17 protein-coding genes are annotated in these 19309 nt (G+C 41.7%); 3 read left to right on the forward strand and 14 right to left on the reverse strand.

Annotated features, from left to right (window positions below):
• Positions 1-23 precede the first annotated feature (23 nt).
• The 3 genes from tkt to acpP all read right to left on the reverse strand — a co-directional run bounded on the left by tkt (position 24) and on the right by acpP (position 3737).
• Positions 24-2036 carry a transketolase gene (gene tkt, locus ASL19_RS15415; RefSeq protein WP_057179014.1) on the reverse strand — a complete coding sequence of 671 codons (2013 nt, stop codon included), beginning with the start codon at positions 2034-2036 and terminating at the stop codon, positions 24-26.
• Positions 2037-2205: 169 nt separating this feature from the next.
• Positions 2206-3453: a beta-ketoacyl-ACP synthase II gene (fabF, locus tag ASL19_RS15420; protein WP_006278282.1), complete on the reverse strand. Its 1248-nt coding sequence runs from the start codon at positions 3451-3453 to the stop codon at positions 2206-2208.
• Between the two features lie 17 nt (positions 3454-3470).
• A complete protein-coding gene (gene acpP, locus ASL19_RS15425) occupies positions 3471-3737 on the reverse strand; it encodes an acyl carrier protein (protein ID WP_057179015.1) in 267 nt (88 codons plus the stop codon).
• Between the two features lie 180 nt (positions 3738-3917).
• On the opposite strand from acpP, the gene ASL19_RS15430 reads away from it, so the two are divergent.
• On the forward strand, positions 3918-4808 hold the full coding sequence (locus ASL19_RS15430) for a CoB--CoM heterodisulfide reductase iron-sulfur subunit B family protein (protein WP_006278280.1): 891 nt from the start codon (positions 3918-3920) through the stop codon (positions 4806-4808).
• A gap of 6 nt (positions 4809-4814) precedes the next feature.
• On the opposite strand, the gene ASL19_RS15435 is transcribed toward ASL19_RS15430, so the two are convergent.
• From ASL19_RS15435 to glmM, 3 genes are all read right to left on the reverse strand, one after another.
• Positions 4815-5606: an ion transporter gene (locus ASL19_RS15435; RefSeq protein ID WP_057179016.1), complete on the reverse strand. Its 792-nt coding sequence runs from the start codon at positions 5604-5606 to the stop codon at positions 4815-4817.
• 85 nt (positions 5607-5691) lie between these two features.
• Entirely contained in the window at positions 5692-6189 is a 498-nt protein-coding gene (locus ASL19_RS15440; RefSeq protein ID WP_057179017.1) for a Spy/CpxP family protein refolding chaperone, read from the reverse strand.
• Between the two features lie 146 nt (positions 6190-6335).
• Positions 6336-7781 (reverse strand): phosphoglucosamine mutase, encoded by a 1446-nt coding sequence (gene glmM, locus ASL19_RS15445; protein WP_057179018.1) that lies wholly within the window; start codon positions 7779-7781, stop codon positions 6336-6338.
• Between the two features lie 248 nt (positions 7782-8029).
• On the opposite strand from glmM, the gene ASL19_RS15450 reads away from it, so the two are divergent.
• Positions 8030-8746 (forward strand): heme oxygenase (biliverdin-producing), encoded by a 717-nt coding sequence (locus tag ASL19_RS15450; protein ID WP_057179019.1) that lies wholly within the window; start codon positions 8030-8032, stop codon positions 8744-8746.
• 25 nt (positions 8747-8771) lie between these two features.
• Here ASL19_RS15450 and minE read toward each other — a convergent pair whose 3' ends face one another.
• From minE to ASL19_RS15475, 5 genes are all read right to left on the reverse strand, one after another.
• Positions 8772-9071, reverse strand: a complete 300-nt coding sequence (gene minE, locus ASL19_RS15455; protein WP_057179020.1) for a cell division topological specificity factor MinE — start codon at positions 9069-9071, stop codon at positions 8772-8774.
• A 142-nt stretch (positions 9072-9213) separates the two neighbouring features.
• On the reverse strand, positions 9214-10011 hold the full coding sequence (minD, locus tag ASL19_RS15460) for a septum site-determining protein MinD (protein WP_006278275.1): 798 nt from the start codon (positions 10009-10011) through the stop codon (positions 9214-9216).
• Between the two features lie 71 nt (positions 10012-10082).
• Positions 10083-10964 (reverse strand): septum site-determining protein MinC, encoded by an 882-nt coding sequence (gene minC / locus ASL19_RS15465; RefSeq protein WP_057179021.1) that lies wholly within the window; start codon positions 10962-10964, stop codon positions 10083-10085.
• A gap of 55 nt (positions 10965-11019) precedes the next feature.
• On the reverse strand, positions 11020-12354 hold the full coding sequence (locus tag ASL19_RS15470) for a four-carbon acid sugar kinase family protein (protein WP_057179022.1): 1335 nt from the start codon (positions 12352-12354) through the stop codon (positions 11020-11022).
• A 398-nt stretch (positions 12355-12752) separates the two neighbouring features.
• A complete protein-coding gene (locus ASL19_RS15475; RefSeq protein WP_006278270.1) occupies positions 12753-13133 on the reverse strand; it encodes a hypothetical protein in 381 nt (126 codons plus the stop codon).
• A gap of 113 nt (positions 13134-13246) precedes the next feature.
• On the opposite strand from ASL19_RS15475, the gene ASL19_RS15480 reads away from it, so the two are divergent.
• Positions 13247-14473, forward strand: coding sequence for a glycoside hydrolase family 10 protein (locus ASL19_RS15480; protein WP_057179023.1), 1227 nt, complete (start codon positions 13247-13249; stop codon positions 14471-14473).
• Positions 14474-14480: 7 nt separating this feature from the next.
• Here the strand turns inward: ASL19_RS15480 and ASL19_RS15485 are convergent, their stop codons facing one another.
• The 3 genes from ASL19_RS15485 to hemC form a co-directional block, all read right to left on the reverse strand.
• Positions 14481-15965, reverse strand: a complete 1485-nt coding sequence (locus tag ASL19_RS15485; RefSeq protein WP_057179024.1) for a site-2 protease family protein — start codon at positions 15963-15965, stop codon at positions 14481-14483.
• Between the two features lie 128 nt (positions 15966-16093).
• Positions 16094-17497 (reverse strand): glycogen synthase GlgA, encoded by a 1404-nt coding sequence (gene glgA, locus ASL19_RS15490; RefSeq protein WP_006278267.1) that lies wholly within the window; start codon positions 17495-17497, stop codon positions 16094-16096.
• A gap of 148 nt (positions 17498-17645) precedes the next feature.
• Complete coding sequence (gene hemC, locus ASL19_RS15495; RefSeq protein ID WP_057179025.1) at positions 17646-18614, reverse strand: hydroxymethylbilane synthase; 969 nt, start codon at positions 18612-18614, stop codon at positions 17646-17648.
• Between the last annotated feature and the right edge of the window lie 695 nt (positions 18615-19309).

Genomic DNA, 19309 nt, shown 5'->3' on the forward strand with positions numbered 1-19309 from the left:
TAACCATTAAATATCTCAGGTGACTAACCTAACAATGCTTGAGCTTTAGCTACCACATTGTCAACGGTAAATCCAAATTTCTCCAGACAAATGCCACCTGGCGCAGAAGCACCAAATCTGTCAATACTAACAGCATCACCTTCAATTCCAATATATTTGTGCCAGCCAAAACTGCTTCCAGCTTCTACAACTAGACGCTTGGTTACTGCCTTTGGTAACACCGACTCTTTATAGGAACTATCTTGCTCTTCAAACAAGTCTGTAGAAGGCATAGAAACTACGCGCACCTTCTTACCTGTAGCAGTTAGTTTTTCAGCAGCGCCTACACACAGGCTTAATTCTGAACCTGTGCCAATAAGGATGATATCTGGTGTACCTTGAGAATCTAAAATGATATAACCACCCTTAGTCACACCCTCCACAGATGTACCTGCTAAGTTGGGAACATTTTGTCTAGTGAAAGCCAACAGGGTAGGAGCATTTTGTTTAGCTCTGGTAATAGCTACAGTGTAAGCTCCAGAAGATTCATTGCCATCAGCAGGACGAATCACTGTCAGGTTAGGAATCGCACGAAGAGAAGCTAAGGTTTCAATCGGTTGGTGGGTTGGACCATCTTCCCCCTGACCAATGGAGTCGTGAGTCATTACCCAAATTACTCCAGCTTCAGACAAAGCAGACAGGCGAATAGCAGCCCGCATATAGTCAGTGAAAATTAGGAAGGTCGCACCATAAGGAATTAAACCTGAGCCATGTAAAGCCATGCCATTACAGATGGCACCCATAGCATGTTCTCTGACCCCGAAGTGAATATTACGGTTTTGGAATTGACCCTTTTGGAAGTCTCCTTCACCCTTAATTTCCGTTAGGTTGGAGTGGGTGAGGTCAGCAGAACCACCAATCAGCTCTGGTAAAACCCCAGCCAATTTATTCAGACAGGTTTCCGAATGCTTCCGGGTGGGTAATGCTTTGTCTGCTGCTGTGTAGGTGGGAAGAACTTGATTCCAACCATCGGGCAATTTACCACTGACCAGACGTTCAAATTCTGCTGCTTCTTGGGGATATTTAGCTTTGTAGTCTGCAAAAGCCTTATTCCATTCCTTCTCATAATCAGCACCACGACCTACTGCTTTACCTAGGTGACTAATTACATCTTGGGGAACCACAAAAGGTTCATATTCCCAACCTAGGTTTTTGCGGGTTAAAGCTACTTCATCACCGCCCAAAGCCGCACCATGAACACCCGCTGTATTGGCCTTATTAGGAGAACCATAACCAATGGTAGTTGTTACCTTAATCATGGTTGGTTTGTCCTTAACCGACTTTGCTGATTCTATAGCTGCTGCGATCGCATTTATGTCGGTATTACCATTTTCCACATGCAGGACGTGCCATCCATAAGCTTCAAAACGTTTGGAAACATCCTCAGTAAAAGCAACATCTGTGGAGCCATCGATGGAGATATGGTTATCGTCATAGAGAGCAATTAGCTTACCTAACCCGTAGTGACCAGCCAAGGAAGCTGCTTCACCGGAAACACCTTCCATATTACATCCATCACCAAGGATAACATAAGTGTAGTGGTCTACAATAGTGGATCCGGGTTTGTTAAATTTAGCAGCTAGGTGAGCTTCCGCCATAGCCAAACCAACTGCATTGGCAATTCCCTGACCCAAAGGACCAGTAGTTACCTCTACACCAGCTGTTTCAAAATTTTCTGGGTGTCCAGGAGTTCTAGAACCCCATTGACGAAATTGTTTAATATCCTCAATGGTGACGCTATCATAACCGGTAAGATACAGCATAGCATACTGCAACATACAACCATGACCAGCGGATAAGACAAAACGATCCCTATTAAACCAGCGAGGATTTTTAGGGTTGTAGCGCATGAACTTATCCCACAGCACAAAAGCCATAGGAGCTGCTCCCATGGGGAGTCCAGGGTGTCCAGACTTAGATTTTTCTATAGCATCAACAGCTAAGAAACGAATTGAGTTAATACAAAGTTCTTCGAGGGATTGGGTTACAACAGCCATAATCTCTTGTTTTTAAGGATGGGTGAGGAATTTTTGATAGCTTGGCTTTTTGCTTGGGGGACATTATTTAATGATCCCAGCACTTATATCATCCCATTTTGGCTGTAGATGGACAAGCGGGATCTGATGAGTTTTTAGTAGTTCTTGGTGATGAATCTGAGCTGGGTTCCTAATGGTACTTCCTAAAGGCAATAGTCACATTATGACCTCCAAAACCAAAGGAGTTAGATAGGGCCACTTCTACCCTTACTTCACGGCTTTTATGGGGTACATAATCTAAATCACACCCCGGATCTGGATTATCCAAGTGTATTGTAGGGGGGACTCGATCATTGGCGATCGCCAGAATTGTAGCCACAGCTTCTATTCCTCCCGAACCACCCAATAGATGACCGGTCATAGATTTAGTGGAACTAATTGGGATATTATAAGCATAATCACCCAAAGCTTTTTTAATAGCCGCCGTTTCTGTGACATCATTAGCTGGGGTGCTAGTACCATGAGCATTGATATAACTAATCATAGCTGGTGTTAGTTCACCATCTCTCATGGCCAATTCCATAGCTTTAGCAGCACCCAAACCACCTGGTACAGGAGAGGTAATATGATAAGCATCACAGGTCATGCCATAGCCTACCATTTCCCCATATATTCGCGCACCCCTAGTCAAAGCATGTTCTAACTCTTCCAGAATTAGAATTCCTGAACCTTCCCCCATTACAAACCCATCCCTGTCCCGATCAAATGGACGACAGGCCGTTTCAGGATCATTTTTAGTAGATAAAGCCCTAGCAGCAGCAAATCCAGCCACAGAAAGAGGTGTAATTGCTGCCTCCGTACCCCCACAAATCATTGCTTGGGCATATCCATTTTGAATAATCCGAAAAGCATCACCAATAGCATTAGACCCAGCAGCACAGGCAGTAACCGCACAGGAATTGGGACCTTTAGCACCCGTATGGATTGCTGTTAACCCTGCGGCCATATTGGCAATCATCATTGGGATCATAAATGGACTACAGCGATCTGGACCTTTATTCAGGTACACAGTCTGCTGATCCTCCAACACCTTAATTCCCCCCACGCCCGAACCGATCATGACACCTATGTGTTCGGCATTGAGGTCATTGATAACTAATTGCGCGTCCGAAAGAGCTTGTTTGGCCGCCCCAATGCCAAATTGAGCAAACCGGTCTGTACGTTTAGCTTCCTTCTTCTCCATGTAATCACAGGGGTCAAATTTCTTCACTTCTCCCGCGATTCGGCAGTCGTGCTTGGACGGATCAAATGCTGTGATGTAGTCTATCCCATTCCTTCCGTCTAAGAGTCCTTCCCAATATTCCCAGGGTGTTTTACCAATAGGTGTAATCGCGCCAACACCTGTTACAACAACGCGATTACGTTTATAGTCTGTCATGATTCAGTATCCAAGACCTATAATGCGGACTCAGGAGCATTATTTATGATGTAATCTACTGCTTCCTGAACTGTAGTAATTTTTTCAGCAGCTTCATCGGGAATTTCCACCCCAAATTCCTCTTCCAGGGCCATTACCAATTCCACCGTATCCAAAGAATCCGCCGACAAGTCATTGGCAAAACTTGCCTCGGGGATAACTGTTTTAGCCTCAGCACTTAGTTGGTCAACCACAATTTTCTTTACTCTCTGAAAAGTTTTGTCAAAAATTTCATTCGCGCTCATATAACAAACATTCCTTAACTTCTTGCTAGATCTGCTCACCGTGGACAATTTTTCCTGAGCATATACATCTTATCGGAAAGGGTGGTAACTAGCTAGTATTTTTCCAACTATCCACGTGCTATAATTTCGCATAAGGCAATCCCCTGGGGAAACGCCAATTATTTATTGCTTCTTACACTCATGCTCAAATACGCCTACTACCCTGGTTGTGTAGCCCAGGGCGCTTGTCGGGAGCTGGATATTTCCACTCGTGCTCTGACCCAATCTTTAGGGATTGAACTGGTAGAAATTAAAAAGGCCGCCTGCTGCGGTTCAGGAACCTTTAAGGAAGATTCCCAATTGTTAGAGGACACTGTTAATGCTCGCAATATAGCTTTAGCAGAGGAATTAAACCTACCTTTGTTAACCCACTGTAGCACTTGCCAGGGTGTGATCGGTCGTGTAAATGAACGACTTAAACACTGTCAAGAAAATAATCCGGTCTATTTAAACCAAGTTAATGGACTATTAACAAAAGAAAACTGTTCCCCTTACCAGGGTAACACAGAAGTAAAACACATTTTATATGCTCTGATTCAAGACTATGGTTTGGAGAAAATAGGTCAGCGTCTGACTCGTAAATTAAGTAATCTTAAATGTGCTGCATTTTATGGTTGTTATTTACTGCGTTCAGAAAAACATCCTAATGAAGATCCCTTTCGCCCTGAAGGAATGGAAAACATATTTAGGGTTTTAGGTGCTACCCCAATATATTATCGTGGTAGAAATCAATGTTGTGGTTGGCCCCTTTCCAGCTACGGGACAAATGAGTCTTTTAAAATGGCAGGAATGCACATTGAAGAAGCTATATCCCAAGGTGCGGATTGTATTGTGACACCTTGTCCCCTTTGTCATTTGAACCTAGATTCTCGTCAACCAGAAATAGAAAAAGTGATATCGAAAAAACTACAATTGCCTATTTTACATTTACCCCAATTAATTGCCCTAGGTCTGGGAATTAGTCCCCAATTACTAGGTTTGGAACGTCATATTGTTTCCACTAAACCGGTTTTGGAAAAATTAGGAATCTGATTACTATTATTGCGGAGAAACCTGCGGTAATTTTGCACCACACCTTTTACAAAATAGAGCGTCACCATCATGAAAAGCTAAACCACAACTTGAACAAGTGTTCTCTACCTGATTAGAGGTTTTTAAAAATCTTTTAATCAAATCCCCCACTTGCCAAGGAATCAAGGCCACACCGGTTAAAATCATGAACACAGTTAATAACCGTCCCCACTCAGAAACAGGTGTCACATCCCCAAATCCTACAGTTGTCATGGTGACTACCGAGAAATAAAAAGCATCTAAAAAGGTGTTAAACCTTTCATGGTTAATCGGATGTTCAACCTGATAAATCAAACCTGAATACACAAAAATGATGGCAAATAAGGTAAATAATATCCGGGCAAAAATTACACTATCTTCACTAATACTAAAAAATAGGAACTTTTTATCGATGAATCTCAGTAATCTTAAAATTCTTAACCATCTCAATAATCGAATAAATCTAATATCCACAAACCCAATAAAGTATGGAATGATTGCCATCAGGTCAATGATTGAATAAATACTAAAAAAATATTTCCCTTTCTGCTTTGCGCTCCATAAACGCAATAAGTACTCTCCGGTAAATATGGCTAGTATACAGGTGTTTAAGATGCTCAGTTCCGTACGAGCATCAGGAGAAATATTATAGGTTTCTACTACAAATATTGCCGATGACAACAAGACCAATAATGCTATTACGAAATTAACTATCTGGCCAACAGGGGTTGTTAAATCTGTTAAGTAAAATTGGATTTTCTCCCTATTGAATAGGTTCATAATAAATTATGATTTAAGGTAAGTAAGGTAAGCAAGTCGATTTGGTATGTCCCCATTGTACCACCAAAAATGCTACCTATTACCATCACCTATATTGACGACGATTCCTTTGTTGGAATTGCTGCCATTGTGCTCTTTGTTCAGGAGTTAATACGGACTGTATTTGTTGTCTGGATGATGCTCTGATTTCTCGAATTTGATTTTTTTGCCCATCTGTTAAACCCAAAGAACGCAAAACATCACCCATGTGACCACGTCTTCCATAGTATCTTGGTTTTGACTCACTAGGGTTGGGATATTCTGTCTCACGTTGTTTCACTGCTGCTTGGAATTTAATCTTTTGTTCCGGTGTGAGAACACCCTCAATTTTACTATGGGTATCACGACGGATATCTCGTATTTTAGCTTGTTGCTCTGAGGTCAAATTCAACCTTTGAAATGAATTTCGTTTTTCTCTGGTTTGATTAACTGGTGTTCCTGTTAATAGTGTCCTTTCACTAGCAAAAGCACTCTGAGAAACTCCACCCACCACTAACAAAGTGATCAGCCCAAAGCTAAAAAGTTTTTTAGAGTTAACTCTCATCGTTTTTCACCTCAATAAAATCAATTTCTATTCTATCTTTCCAGGTTGACCCTGTTAACCAGAGATTGGTTCCCACCCTTCCGGATATTTTTCGGTCATTTTGAAACTGCTGGGGGGTTTAAGTCCTAAACCCCCTTAGATTGGTCTTAACCCAAATGCTTCTGCACTTGTAAAACTATTTCCCTAGTCCAGTAGTTAACCAGTTCCCTATCCCTAGCTTCCACCATTACTCTAATAACCGGTTCTGTACCAGATGCACGAACCAATATTCTACCACTATCTCCCATTGCTACTTCAGCAAGAGCGATCGCCTGTTGTATAGGTTGACATTTTTCCCATCCCAAGCGTTGTTCCCTATCTTCCACGCGGACGTTTTGTAGGACTTGGGGATAGGTTTGAAAACTCTCATCTACCATCTGTGCTAGAGAAACTCCCCCTATTTTGACTATGGAGGCTAAATGCAATGCTGTCAATAGTCCATCTCCAGTCATACCATAATGACGACAAAGAATATGTCCGGACTGCTCCCCTCCTAACATTCCCCCTGTTTTTAGCATTTCTGCTTGCACGTATTGGTCCCCAACTGCTGTGCGAATTAATTTACCACCTTGCTGTTCCCACGCTCTTTCAAATCCTAGGTTGGCCATGACTGTGGAAATAATTAGGTTGTCTGGCAATTTTCTTTCCCCCTGCAACTGACAACCCCAAAGGTACAAAATATAGTCCCCATTAACTTGTCTACCTAAATTATCCACCGCCAATACCCGATCCGCATCCCCATCAAAGGCGAATCCTATATGCGCTCCATATTCTTTTACAGCATCCGCTAAAATGTCCAAATGGGTAGAACCACAATTCACATTAATGCGATCGCCATCCGGTTGGTTATGTAAACAAATTACGTCAGCTCCCATCTGGGTAAATATGGTTGGTGCTATTCCCACAGCAGCTCCCCAGGCCACATCTAAAACTATCTTCATTCCTGAAAGATTTACCTGATTTTGTAATGGATGTTGCAGTGCTTTACCGTAATTTCCGATTAAGTCTGTTCTCAGGTAGTGTTTACCCCATTGTTTAGGACTACTACTAGGTGTAGTTTTACCACGCAGTCCCGATTCTATTGCGACCTGTAGTTCCTTGGATAATTTTGTACCCTCGGAACCGAAAATCTTAATACCGTTGTCTTCCGGTGGATTGTGACTCGCAGAAATCATTACCCCACCCATGGCGGAGGTAATGCTAGTCAGATAAGCTACACAAGGCGTGGGGCATAAACCCAAGTACCACACTTCTAAACCCGCTGCAGTTAAACCTGCACTCAAAGCCATGGCCAGCATATCACTGGAATTTCTGGAATCTTGACCCAGAATAATCGGTCCATCATCCACACTGTGATCCCGCAGAACCATACCCGCCCAAAAACCTATTTGTAAAGCCAGAGGTGCGCTTAATAGCTCTCCTACCTTGCCCCGAATACCATCAGTGCCAAATAAAGGTGTTGCAGGTAAAGGTATGAGGTTCAGAGCAAAACTACTTTCTGTTTTCAATTCTTTTGACACCAAGCTTTGAGTCCGATTCATAGAAGAAACCATTTTTAACACTCCACACCATCACCAAAAATCAGCAGAATTTTGATTACACTTATAACACGTTAATATTTATCCCACAATTGTTTCTCTTACCAGAAGTACTGGGTATAAACTATTTTACGGCATTCCCAACTTAATGAATTTTAATATAAATTCTCATCATAAAGTTCTAATGTAACTTTTTAGTGGGATTTTTGACAATTTGTTGTAAAAACCCCAACAGTTGACTTTTTAAAGTAGAGAAATTTAACATGAGCAGTAATTTAGCCTCCAAGTTACGAGTAGGAACCAAAAAAGCACACACCATGGCAGAAAACGTAGGTTTTGTCAAGTGTTTTCTCAAAGGAGTTGTAGAAAAAAACTCATATCGCAAGTTAGTTGCTAACTTTTATTTCATTTACTCAGCAATGGAAGAGGAAATGGAAAAACATAAAACCCACCCGGTTGTGGGCAAAATTTATTTTCCAGAACTGAACCGCAAGCGCAGTTTAGAACAGGATTTAGCCTACTACTATGGTTATAACTGGCGAGAGCAGATTCAATTATCCTCTGCTGGTGAAGCATACGTAAAACGTATTCGGGAAATTTCCGCCACAGCACCAGAATTATTAGTTGCACACTCCTACACCCGTTATTTAGGAGATCTCTCCGGTGGACAAATTCTCAAAAACATTGCCGTAACCGCAATGAACCTCACAGCAGGTGAAGGTACTAGTTTTTATGAATTTGCAGATATTAGCGATGAGAAGTCATTTAAAACTCAATATAGACAAAATCTAGACGCTATGCCCATTGATAATCAAACAGGCGATCGCATTGTAGAGGAAGCCAATGCAGCTTTTGGTGTGAACATGAAAATGTTCCAAGAATTGGAAGGGAATTTGATTAAGGCCATTGGTATCATGGTTTACAATGCCTTAACCCGGAAACGGTCAAAAGGTAGCACGGAACTAGTAATTGCTGAGTAGTAGTTCTCCCAATTGCAGGTGGCCACTAGCTCCCTGCAGAACTATCAGCCAATTCCGATGTAACCCCCTTTACTCTTCGAATGGGCAAGTTAGCGATCAAAGCGGTGGTACGTTGGTCACTTTCTAAAGAAAACTCGGAGCCATTAGTGTCAATTTCTACATATCTACAAACAACCTCCAAAATTTCCTGACGCATTTTATCCAGGGTTTGGGGGTCTATGCTAGAGCGGTCATGGGCGATAACCACTTGTAGTCGACGCTTCACCTGATTGCGACTGGTGTCGGTTGTGCGGACAAAAAGTTTTTCTAAAAGTTCAACAATCATTGCTAGTACTTGCCGAGAATTGAAAAATAAGTTATGTGTAACAAGATCCCTGATAAAGTATTGAAAATACACTATAAGGATTGTCTTGTTTTTCAGCCCCTGATTTAAAAAGTTGGTAAATATTCTTGTGTCCTGGTTGAGTTTATTTCCACAACAATTTACGCAAGCGCAGTAGGAGGTTGTCATTACTCGAATCAAGGTCGAGAAATTCCACAGTTCCCCCTTCTAATCTGCGAGCAATGTTTTCGAATGCTACAGAGGCCATAGAAGGTGTTTCTGACAACACCAGTGGTTCCCCCTTGTTGGTGGAGACTATCACACGTTCATCATCGGGAATGACTCCGATTAGGGGAATAGCAAGAATTTCTTGTACGTCCTCCACTGACATCATATCATTAGCTCTCACCATTGCTGGTCTAATCCGGTTGACTATTAAATGAATTTTTTTAATATCTTGTGCTTCTAGTAGTCCCACCACTCGGTCAGCATCACGAACAGAAGAAATCTCCGGTGTGGTGACAATAAGAGCTTCGCGAGCAGCATTAATAGCGTTTTTGAACCCCATTTCAATCCCTGCTGGACTGTCTATCAATACATACTCATATTTTCGCGCCAGTTCATCTACCAGCAATTTCATTTGTTCTGGTGTAACAGCATCTTTAGTACGATTTTGAGCTGCTGGGAGCAACACCAGATTTGGTTGTCGCTTATCCTTCACTAAAGCTTGCTCTAGGCGACATTCTCCCCCTAGAACTTCCAGTGCTGTATAAACTATGCGGTTTTCTAGTCCTAATAACAGATCTAAATTTCTCAGTCCAAAATCCGCATCCACCAGGGCTACCTTGCGCCCAGTCTTGGCTAAGGCCATGCCTAGATTTGCGGAAACTGTGGTTTTACCCACTCCTCCTTTACCGGAGGTAGTTACAATAATACGACTCATGATAGCAACGGATTTAATTGAGTTAGGCAGCAACAGCAGTCAATCAATAGCACTTAACTTTCTGGCTAAAGCTATATTTTACTTAGCTGATTCCTAGAAAAGCTAGTGGCTCTGGCAATACGAATACCATTATTAGTGATATACGCAACCTCTGGAAAAAAGCTGGTTAGTGATTTTTCCGGAGACCTGGCTAAAGCATCGGCAATTCTGATTTGAGTTGGCTCCATTTGCAGGGCCATGATTAAAGATTCCCTGTTTCCCCCTGCACCAGCATGGGCCACTCCTCGTAAACGTCCCCACACCATAATGTCCCCTTTTGCCACCACAATACCACCAGGATTGATGTCTCCTAAAATAACTACCGTTCCAGGATGGCGAATTTCCCCCCCAGATCTGATAGTTGTTTCTAAATACAAAGCATCTGCTAGAGCTTTCGGATTTTCTTGGGTGTCATTACCAAAGGATGTTTGTATTTTCGTCTGCTCAACGGAACATCCTATTGTACAAGCTGCGATCGCAGTTTGTCTCCTGCTGGTAATTACTAGTTTTAATTCCAGTTGCAGGTCATTTAAGGTATCTTGCAGCTGTTGTAACTGCCTACTATCTAATAGGCGATCTTTTGCCACCAAATGTAATACACTATTGGGCTGACGCAGGCGATCGCTCCCTTTAAGACGCTGTTGGATTTGTTGCCAAATTTCTGACCAGGTAAACGTGGTAGCTGGTGCTTGGGATTCAGTGGGCAAGATTAATAGTATTTTACCATCCTCTGTTTTTATCTGGACTTGAACATTGTGGTTTATATTGTGATTAATACTGTAGTTAAGAGAGTCCGATGGAAGACCGTTCTCATCCAACTCAGTCTTCTCTGGGGGACTAACCTCTATATTGTTCATAACATGACCTGACTCTAGTTCCAAATTTGCTACCGACTTGCGAACATGATAATTCATAGTTTTTCCCGATTTTTGCACTGCTAACTACCAAGTATCCATCCCAAATTCCCAATTACTTGGCTGGATTAGTAATGGTTAGTCGTTGACAAATTGTAGCTAATCCATCCACATTACCTACATTACCTGGAAATAAAACCAGCGGTAGATTAGGGAAATGAGGATGATCAGATGGGGTAATGACCATGGAGCACCCGGGCAAGATTTGACCCAATAACCTAGCGGAGGTCAGGGCAAGTCCCGTACTCAACACATCGTTAGAAGTTATACCTCCTTTACTGATAAGAAATCCTATGTCCCTGGGTAGTCCCCGGACGATATCCATTAACAAAGCTGAAACCCTAAGTCCAAAGTCTAACCTGGTTTTAACATCTGGAAAAGTCAATTCTTGACGACTGGTGAAGACCACTGGTATTTTGTCTGCATGATGTACCTGTTCTACCTGCTCCAGAATTTCTTTTAAAAGTTCCCCAGATTCATTTACCGATTCATAGAGGAGTTTGGCCACATTCACTTCTATTCCCACCGTTTGAGGAATTTTTAACAATGACTCCAATTGTTGGGTGGTTTTTTTCACGTGGGATCCTACAATTACTGCTCCTGGCTTACCACCGCGCACGTACCTAGCCATATTTTCTGGGGCGATGGGTTGGGGAGGTAAATTGGCTAAAGCGGTTAATATACTAGCAGCAGAACGGAACAAAAAGCGTTTACCCTGAGTAGCGGCGGTCAATATGTCCCTCGCAAACATGTTGAGGTCTTCCTGGGTTTCTCCATCAACTACTCCACACTGATTATTGTGTAGTGTTAATAATCTACTCAAACTCCCCTGACGCATATCTTCCAGGGTAAATTTGGTGACTGCACTTTCCGGTATGCGCCCTTGAGTTTTTTCCTCAACATATTTAGGTAGATAACTGTAATTGTAACCAAATACTGAATCACGGGCAAATTCCGTTTCATGTACGGGGGTGGGAATACCATCAACAATTAGGTAATGGATGGCATCACGAGTGATTCTACCACCTTCAAAAAATGCTGGAATCAAAAAATGGGCATCAAAGGGTCCAAGTTCCTCAGCTATCACATCCGTTTCTATGGGGTAATGACCACGCAATGTGGAGTCAGAACGACTTACTACCAGAAAATCTGCCACATTTTCTTCTGCTAGGGCAATTTTGAGGTTATGACACACTTCTCGAGTGGTTTTATCCGCTGCTTCTGGGGTAAGGGAGCGCGTGTTGGTCAAAACAAAGAAAATAGGGGCATGATCCTGGAGACCTAAACGAAGAGTTTCCACATCCCATTGCATTAGCAGTAGACAACTGTGAACCGTTTGGGAACCTGTGGGATCATCATCTAAAACAATTATCTTGAGTCTTTTATTCATTGAGATTGGCTAATACTAACAAATATTTTATATTTAGAAGTTCCACAAATATTATCTATTATATCATCGCCAACTTGCTAATTTCCAGTATTGAGCAAGAATGGGGGCGTTTCTTGACACCCCCTTAACCTATGCAATCTCAAGACCTTTCCTCAACCTAAGTCCAATGGTTCCATGGTTTTGGCAAATTGGCACACAAAATTTTCGTGCCACCGGTCTAATGAAAATATAACCAATAAAAAAGGTTAGCCTTCTAGGGGAAGGATGGTACCCAACCCCTGGAACTCAAACTCTTGGGGAATATGCTTGCATAAAAACAAACATATACTGCACAGCCGTGACTTGTTTTTTGAACTAGCATTGTTTTTCAAGGATTCACTATATTTAATCATTAATCATTAATCATTGATTAATTGAGAGATAACTCTATCAGCTTCTAACCTCTGATAAGTTAAACTAACTAAACTGGCAATATTGCGTGAACCTTGTTTTTGACAAGCGAAAGCAAAAGCGTCTAATAGCATACCAATGTTAGTAGACTCATTTGCTAAAGATAAGATAAATTCAGTAACACCTGGTGCTGTTGTATCCACTGGTATGGCTTTCATGAGAAAATGTAAACACTCGGTGGAAAACATGGTACCTTCTAATTCATGGCTCTGGGTGGCAAGAAGAATAATACCAGACATAATTTGATTTGGTGTTATTCCCCCTTCCATCAGAAGGATAAATAAAGAGGCCACACTGCTGGGGGTATATTTGTCGAGCTTGATATTCATAACGCCTATATAGTTAGGTGTAACAATAAACCTGGAATTTTTGGCTCATCCGGAAAATTTAACTGATTTTTTTACTCTATTATTTTATTTATTTATTTTTCAGTAGGTGTAATGTGAATAAGCAGCTAAAATCAGGTTTACTGGTGCTGATCTTTAGCATCACCATGATGATAGTATTGATATCATCCTTAACTTTGAGAGCGGAAGTGGTTGTTTCCCAAGAAAAAAGATTGGGAACAATGGGAATATCGGAGTCAAGAGGTGTGTGGTTAACCAATATTGACAGTGATGTTTTATTTACCAGGGAGCGGCTAAAAAAATCACTCAAAACCTTGAGAAAGTTGAACTTTAATACGGTTTACCCCACGGTCTGGAATTGGGGTTATACACTTTATCCCAGCCAAATGGCCAGTCGGGTAATTGGTAAATCCTTAGACCCTACACCGGGGTTAAAAAACCGAGATATACTGAAGGAAATAACTGCTCAAGGACATAAACAAGGTCTAACAGTTATTCCTTGGTTTGAATTTGGGTTTATGGCTCCTGCTGATTCCCTACTAGCCCAAGCAAGACCAGAATGGATTACTACCCACAGGGACGGTACTAAAATCGTAAAAGAAGGGATACATGACCGAGTGTGGTTAAATCCATTTCATCCCGAGGTGCAAAGATTTATTGAGAATCTAATTGTAGAAATCGTCAGAAATTATGACATTGACGGTATTCAGTTTGACGATCATTTTGGATTGCCTTCGGAACTGGGATATGACTCCTATACTGTAGGGTTATACAAACAGGAACACCAAGGGAAACCACCGTCTGAAAATTTCCAAGATCCGGAATGGGTAAAGTGGAGAGCAGATAAAATTACTGACTTGATGAAGCGAGTGTTTTTTGCCATTAAAGCCAACAAAAAGAACTGTCTAGTTTCTGTTGCACCCAATCCCCAAAGATTTTCCTACGAATATTATTTAGCAGATTGGCAAAAATGGGAACGGATGGGACTAATAGAAGAACTCGTATTACAAGTGTATAGGGATGATTTAAAGGTTTTTATCAGTGAATTAGAATACCCAGAAGTAAAAGCTGCCCAAAAACATATACCCGTGAGCATAGGAATTTTAACCGGTTTAAAAAATCGTTCTGTTCCCATAGAGCAGATTGCAACCCAGGTAGAAAAAACACGCGATCGCAATTTTGCCGGGGTTGCTTTCTTCTTTTATGAAACCCTATGGAACATGAGTCAAGAAACAGTTGCTAAACGACAAGGTAGTTTTCAAAAACTATTTCCCAGGACTGTTCAAAGGAACACCCGACTTCCAAGTCGGGTGTCACCCTAAAAAATTACTAACCTATGCCCAATTTTCCAGCTAGAGCAGGGGTAAGGGGTAAGAGGGTACTAATCATTAAAAACAAGGCCAAAAGACCTAGAGCTGCTCTTGCATCATCAGGTTCGGTAATTTCATTTAAACTGGGACGTTCCCCATCCCGTTGCAAAAAGAAAATCACAATTGCCCAATAAAAGGCCGTGGTATTACCTAAAGAAACCAAAGCTAAAACCGCTAGGGTGGCGATTGTGGTTGTCCGTGCGGTTTTACGTCCATAAATTGCTTGAACAATACGCCCCCCATCCAGTTGTCCTGCTGGCATTAAATTTAAAGCTGTGATCACCAGTCCTAACCAACCAATAATTACTAGGGGATGAATATTAACTACGGGTGCTTGTAGGGTGGATCCTAAAATCACTCGTGCTAAACTACCCACTAGAATTGAACCCTGGAAGAATTTATTAGGTATTTGAAATAAACTCCCAGGGTGAGAAAGTAATAACCCGGTCACCAACATCACCAGGGAGACTAGACCACCAAAACCAGGACCTGCTAAAGCAATGTCAAATAAAGCCTTACGGTCGGGTAGGAGGGACTGAAAGCGAGTAATTGCTCCAAAGGAGCCAATTTGCACCGCTGGTAAGAAAAAAGGCCAGGTCAGTTGAACTTGATGTTTTTTGGCAAATAACCAATGTCCCAGTTCATGAGCTACCAAAATTGCCAATATTCCCAGAGCTATGGGTAGAGCTTCCGTAATCCGTGATGGGGTGGTAAATAAGTCAAAATTCAACAGCAAACCCCCAGTTTCTAAACTGGTAGCAATGGTTGCCAGTAATAAAATTACGGCAAATACCTTTTGTCCTAACTGCATGGGTCGTGGATCGCTGCGACTGGGTAAAATGATTACTACGGGTTTACCATCCGTGTTCTCTACTAAAAAAAGACGGTATTTGTCTCCTAATTGTCCCGCTAAATTTTTAGTCAGTCGCTTATGAACCTCTTGTGCATCACCCCGTAGGTTACCTTTAAAAACTACTCCTTCCTGATAGGGAATGGTTTCCGTGGCAAAGAATGTATCAATGCTAAAAATCCCCTTGATGGTGTTTAAATCTTCTTCTGGGATGGTTATGGGCTCTAGTTTGACCACTGGTGGACCGCCATTTTCTGTCTGACTTACTGTTGGTGAAGTTTCCTTGGCAATTCTTTCTGTGGCCTTTGTTTTGAGAATTACATCTTGACCAGCTTTCCGTAACTGCCAACCTAAGAAGATATATATACTTGTTGAAATAACCAGTAGTAACAGTACACCTGCTATATTGATATAAATTCCAACTGCAAACAGACCAAAGAACACCAACCACGGAGCCATTAAGACAACAGATTGCAACCAAGCCAGGATCCCTAGTTTGCCAAAGGGTCTGGAACGGTAAAAGCCCCAAGCCAAAATACCTAAGGCGACTAATATTACAGCCGCAATTATAGGAGTTTCTGATGAAGTTAACATCGCTAAACCTTGGTTTTTGAACTACATTAACTACTGTACAACCTACTTTCGGTATATTTGGCTGAAACGGAAGCACTTCCGTGCCAAAGTCGGAGCTGGGAAAAGTTAACAATCTCTATTCAATTTGCCTAAGCTGCTTTCAGTTCTAATTCCAGTGGTGGTAATCCATAAATAGAACGATATAGGTCTTCATACTTTTTGGCAGATTCATACCAACTAAAGTTTTGACTCATACCGCGTTTTTGTAGTTCTTGCCATTGAGGTTTGTAACGAAAACCTTCCCAAGCACGAATCATACAAGTAAACAGATCTAAGGGTTCATAGCGGTCAAAACAATACCCAGTACCTGCTTGATTTATGGGATCATGATGGGTCACAGTGTCAACCAATCCTCCCGTCCGCCGCACAATGGGAACTGAACCATAGCGCAAAGCCATCATTTGACTAATACCACAAGGCTCAAAACGACTGGGCATGAGAAAAGTATCAGTTCCTGCATAAATACGACGAGAAAGAGCTTCATTGTAAAGCAAGTAGGTTGCTATACGTCCAGGATAGCGGGATGCTAACTGCCACATTTGAGTTTCGTAATAGCGATCGCCTGTTCCTAAGAGTATAAATTGAGCATCCGTGTAAGCTAGGAACCGGTCAAGCATTTGGATGATTAAATCTAAACCCTTTTGCTCCACCAGTCTACTGACCATACCCATTAAAAAGGCATTGGAGTTGACCTCCAAACCCATTTCCTCTTGCAGGGCAATTTTATTAGCCTTGCGTTTGTCTAAGGTATTGGCATTAAAGGTTTGAGTTATATATTTATCACTGGCTGGATTATACAGTTCCGTGTCTATACCATTGATAATCCCTGATAATTTACCACTGATAAAAGATAACAAACCCTCTATTTGTTCACCATAGGCAGCGGTTTTGATTTGCTCTGCATAAGTTGGCGAAACCGTATTAACTCTATCAGCATACTGAACTGCTGCGGCCATGGTATTATGTCCTTCCATATACCAAGGACACCAAGTAATTTTCTCTAAATACCACCGCCATGGACCCTGGTAAGCTAGGTTATGAATGGTGAAAACCGTGGTGATATCAGGATCTTGGTGCATCCACACAGGAATCATGCCTGTGTGCCAATCATGACAGTGAATTATTTCCGGTTTCCAGTAATTCCAGGCAAACTCCGCAGCTCCATTAGCAAATAGGGTGAATCTCCAGTCTTCATCTTCCCCTGAATAAATACGCCGAGGCAAAAAAGATGGATGTCCAAATAGATATAAGGGAACATCTGTTCCTGGCAGAAGAGTTTCATAAACAGAAAAGTCTTGAAACATGGCAAAGCCCTTCCATACAGGATCTTTGGGAATTTCCATCTTGTCGGGTAAAAAGCCGTAGTAAGGTAGGAAGATCCGTACATCATGTCCCATTTGTCTAAGGAATTTTGGTAATGCACCTACAACGTCTCCCATACCTCCCGCTTTAGCAATGGGGGCAGCCTCTGCTGCTACAAATAGAATTCGCATAATTAGTTGGTGATTGGTGATTGTTTAATCATGGAGGGTTAATAAGAGAAAAGTAAGCATTTTTTCTCATTTTAACAGGAACGATAGATAGGGAATGGCTATTTATAGCTCTGTTTCTATTCTCCTATGAAAGGTTCTCAACCAGTCTTTAAGACCCACGTTGAATTTGAGTGAATATTTCCTCCAGAATTTCCGTTGCTCCCTGTTCCCTGAGAATATTTGCTAACTGGGTACCTAATTTTTCCGCATCAGTAGCAGCACCGGTAATTGTATTTTTTACTAGGTTTTCACCATTCACACTGGCAACAATTCCCGTTAGGGTGAGGGTTTCTCCGTCTATTTCTGTGTTTACACCAATGGGAACTTGACAACCTCCTTCTAAAGAGCGCAAGAAAGAACGTTCAGCTAAACAGCGATCGCGTGTTTGTGGATGTTCAATTGCTTTCAGAATGGTAATTAGTTCCAGGTCATTTTCTCGACATTCTATGCCCAAAGCGCCTTGACCAACCGCATGAAGGGAAATATCCGGGGGTAAAATTTCATGAATACGATGGTGCATATTGAGTCTTTCTAGACCAGCAACAGCTAGAATTAGAGCATCATATTCACCTGCATCAAGTTTGGTCATACGAGTGTTGAGATTACCTCGTACATCCTTAAAGGTGAAATGGGAGAATTTATGGCGCAACTGTGCCAGTCTTCTCAGGGAGGAAGTACCAATTACCGATCCTGGAGGTAGGGTCGCCAGGGTTTGTCCCAGATGGTTTTGGTGGAATACCACTGCATCAGCTGGGTTTTCTCGTTCTGTGATTGCTGCTAAGGTCAAACCTTCTGGCAAATTGGTGGGCAAATCCTTGAGAGAGTGAACGGCAAAATCAATTTCCTGATTAATCATTCCCAGTTCCAGTTCTTTGGTAAATAAACCCTTATCACCAATTTTGGCCAATGCTACATCCAGGATCTTATCCCCCTGGGTGGACATGGTATGAACTTGAAAATCAATATCTGGATAGCTTTTCTGTAGTTGCTCTTGCACCCAATAGGTTTGCACTAGAGCAAGTTCACTTTTGCGAGAACCAATACGAATGATGCGTGAAGGGCTAGAAACTGAGGTCATAAAAATAATTTGTCAAACCAGGTGATAAATTCACATCTATCTAGACTACCGCTCTATAGGATCTACCCAAAGCTACCCAGACCTTTACAGTTCTGGACTTGAGAACCTACTTCCTGTTTCATCGTAGTCTCAAGATGATTCTTGAGAGGTTTGTCTACTCCACAAGCTATCTCGGTAGAGCTTACCGTTTGATCCGAACGAATCGGAATATGAATTCCTTCAAACCATCGTTCTAGATTTTTTGCCGCGATCTCTGTTTTCGGTGTGTCCACATTCAGGACAAACGTAAACTCGTTAAAAATGCTTTGATACTCAAGTTCCTCAATTTTGATAACGCTGTGGTTTTTAGCGAGATCATAAGTGAGTTACCCAGTAGCATTATTTCACCTCATCAACTGCTATACCCTCAATCAACTTTTTCTTTTTGTGACTCCCAGTGCCATAAAGACGAATGGAAAACACTTAAATCAAGCGTATTATAGTACAATTTCTTGTTCAAAACTGATTTCTTCATTGAACTTAACAATAGAGTTGTTGGAAAATAAGGTATAATAAGCAGACAAGTAGGGTGATATCAATGTTGGACTTAGACCGCATCCCGAATCAAGAGCAACTGCTACGAGCATATAAGGTCTTTTTTCAACCACCAATATTTGATATTCGGATCGATAATCCCCTTCATAAAGGCGATCGCA

Source organism: Cylindrospermopsis sp. CR12 (assembly GCF_001432185.1).
Classification (GTDB): Bacteria; Cyanobacteriota; Cyanobacteriia; order Cyanobacteriales; family Nostocaceae; genus Raphidiopsis; species Raphidiopsis raciborskii.

Coding starts and splice junctions, on each gene's coding strand:
- minC (WP_057179021.1), bottom strand. CDS start 10,964: ATGAATTATCATGTTCGCAAGTCGGTAGCAAATTTGGAACTAGAGTCA.
- ASL19_RS15475 (WP_006278270.1), bottom strand. CDS start 13,133: ATGAATATCAAGCTCGACAAATATACCCCCAGCAGTGTGGCCTCTTTA.
- minD (WP_006278275.1), bottom strand. CDS start 10,011: ATGAGTCGTATTATTGTAACTACCTCCGGTAAAGGAGGAGTGGGTAAA.
- ASL19_RS15435 (WP_057179016.1), bottom strand. CDS start 5,606: ATGAACCTATTCAATAGGGAGAAAATCCAATTTTACTTAACAGATTTA.
- ASL19_RS15450 (WP_057179019.1), top strand. CDS start 8,030: ATGAGCAGTAATTTAGCCTCCAAGTTACGAGTAGGAACCAAAAAAGCA.
- fabF (WP_006278282.1), bottom strand. CDS start 3,453: ATGACAGACTATAAACGTAATCGCGTTGTTGTAACAGGTGTTGGCGCG.
- tkt (WP_057179014.1), bottom strand. CDS start 2,036: ATGGCTGTTGTAACCCAATCCCTCGAAGAACTTTGTATTAACTCAATT.
- ASL19_RS15485 (WP_057179024.1), bottom strand. CDS start 15,965: ATGTTAACTTCATCAGAAACTCCTATAATTGCGGCTGTAATATTAGTC.
- ASL19_RS15470 (WP_057179022.1), bottom strand. CDS start 12,354: ATGAATAAAAGACTCAAGATAATTGTTTTAGATGATGATCCCACAGGT.
- glgA (WP_006278267.1), bottom strand. CDS start 17,497: ATGCGAATTCTATTTGTAGCAGCAGAGGCTGCCCCCATTGCTAAAGCG.
- acpP (WP_057179015.1), bottom strand. CDS start 3,737: ATGAGCGCGAATGAAATTTTTGACAAAACTTTTCAGAGAGTAAAGAAA.
- minE (WP_057179020.1), bottom strand. CDS start 9,071: ATGATTGTTGAACTTTTAGAAAAACTTTTTGTCCGCACAACCGACACC.
- glmM (WP_057179018.1), bottom strand. CDS start 7,781: ATGGTTTCTTCTATGAATCGGACTCAAAGCTTGGTGTCAAAAGAATTG.
- ASL19_RS15440 (WP_057179017.1), bottom strand. CDS start 6,189: ATGAGAGTTAACTCTAAAAAACTTTTTAGCTTTGGGCTGATCACTTTG.
- hemC (WP_057179025.1), bottom strand. CDS start 18,614: ATGACCTCAGTTTCTAGCCCTTCACGCATCATTCGTATTGGTTCTCGC.
- ASL19_RS15430 (WP_006278280.1), top strand. CDS start 3,918: ATGCTCAAATACGCCTACTACCCTGGTTGTGTAGCCCAGGGCGCTTGT.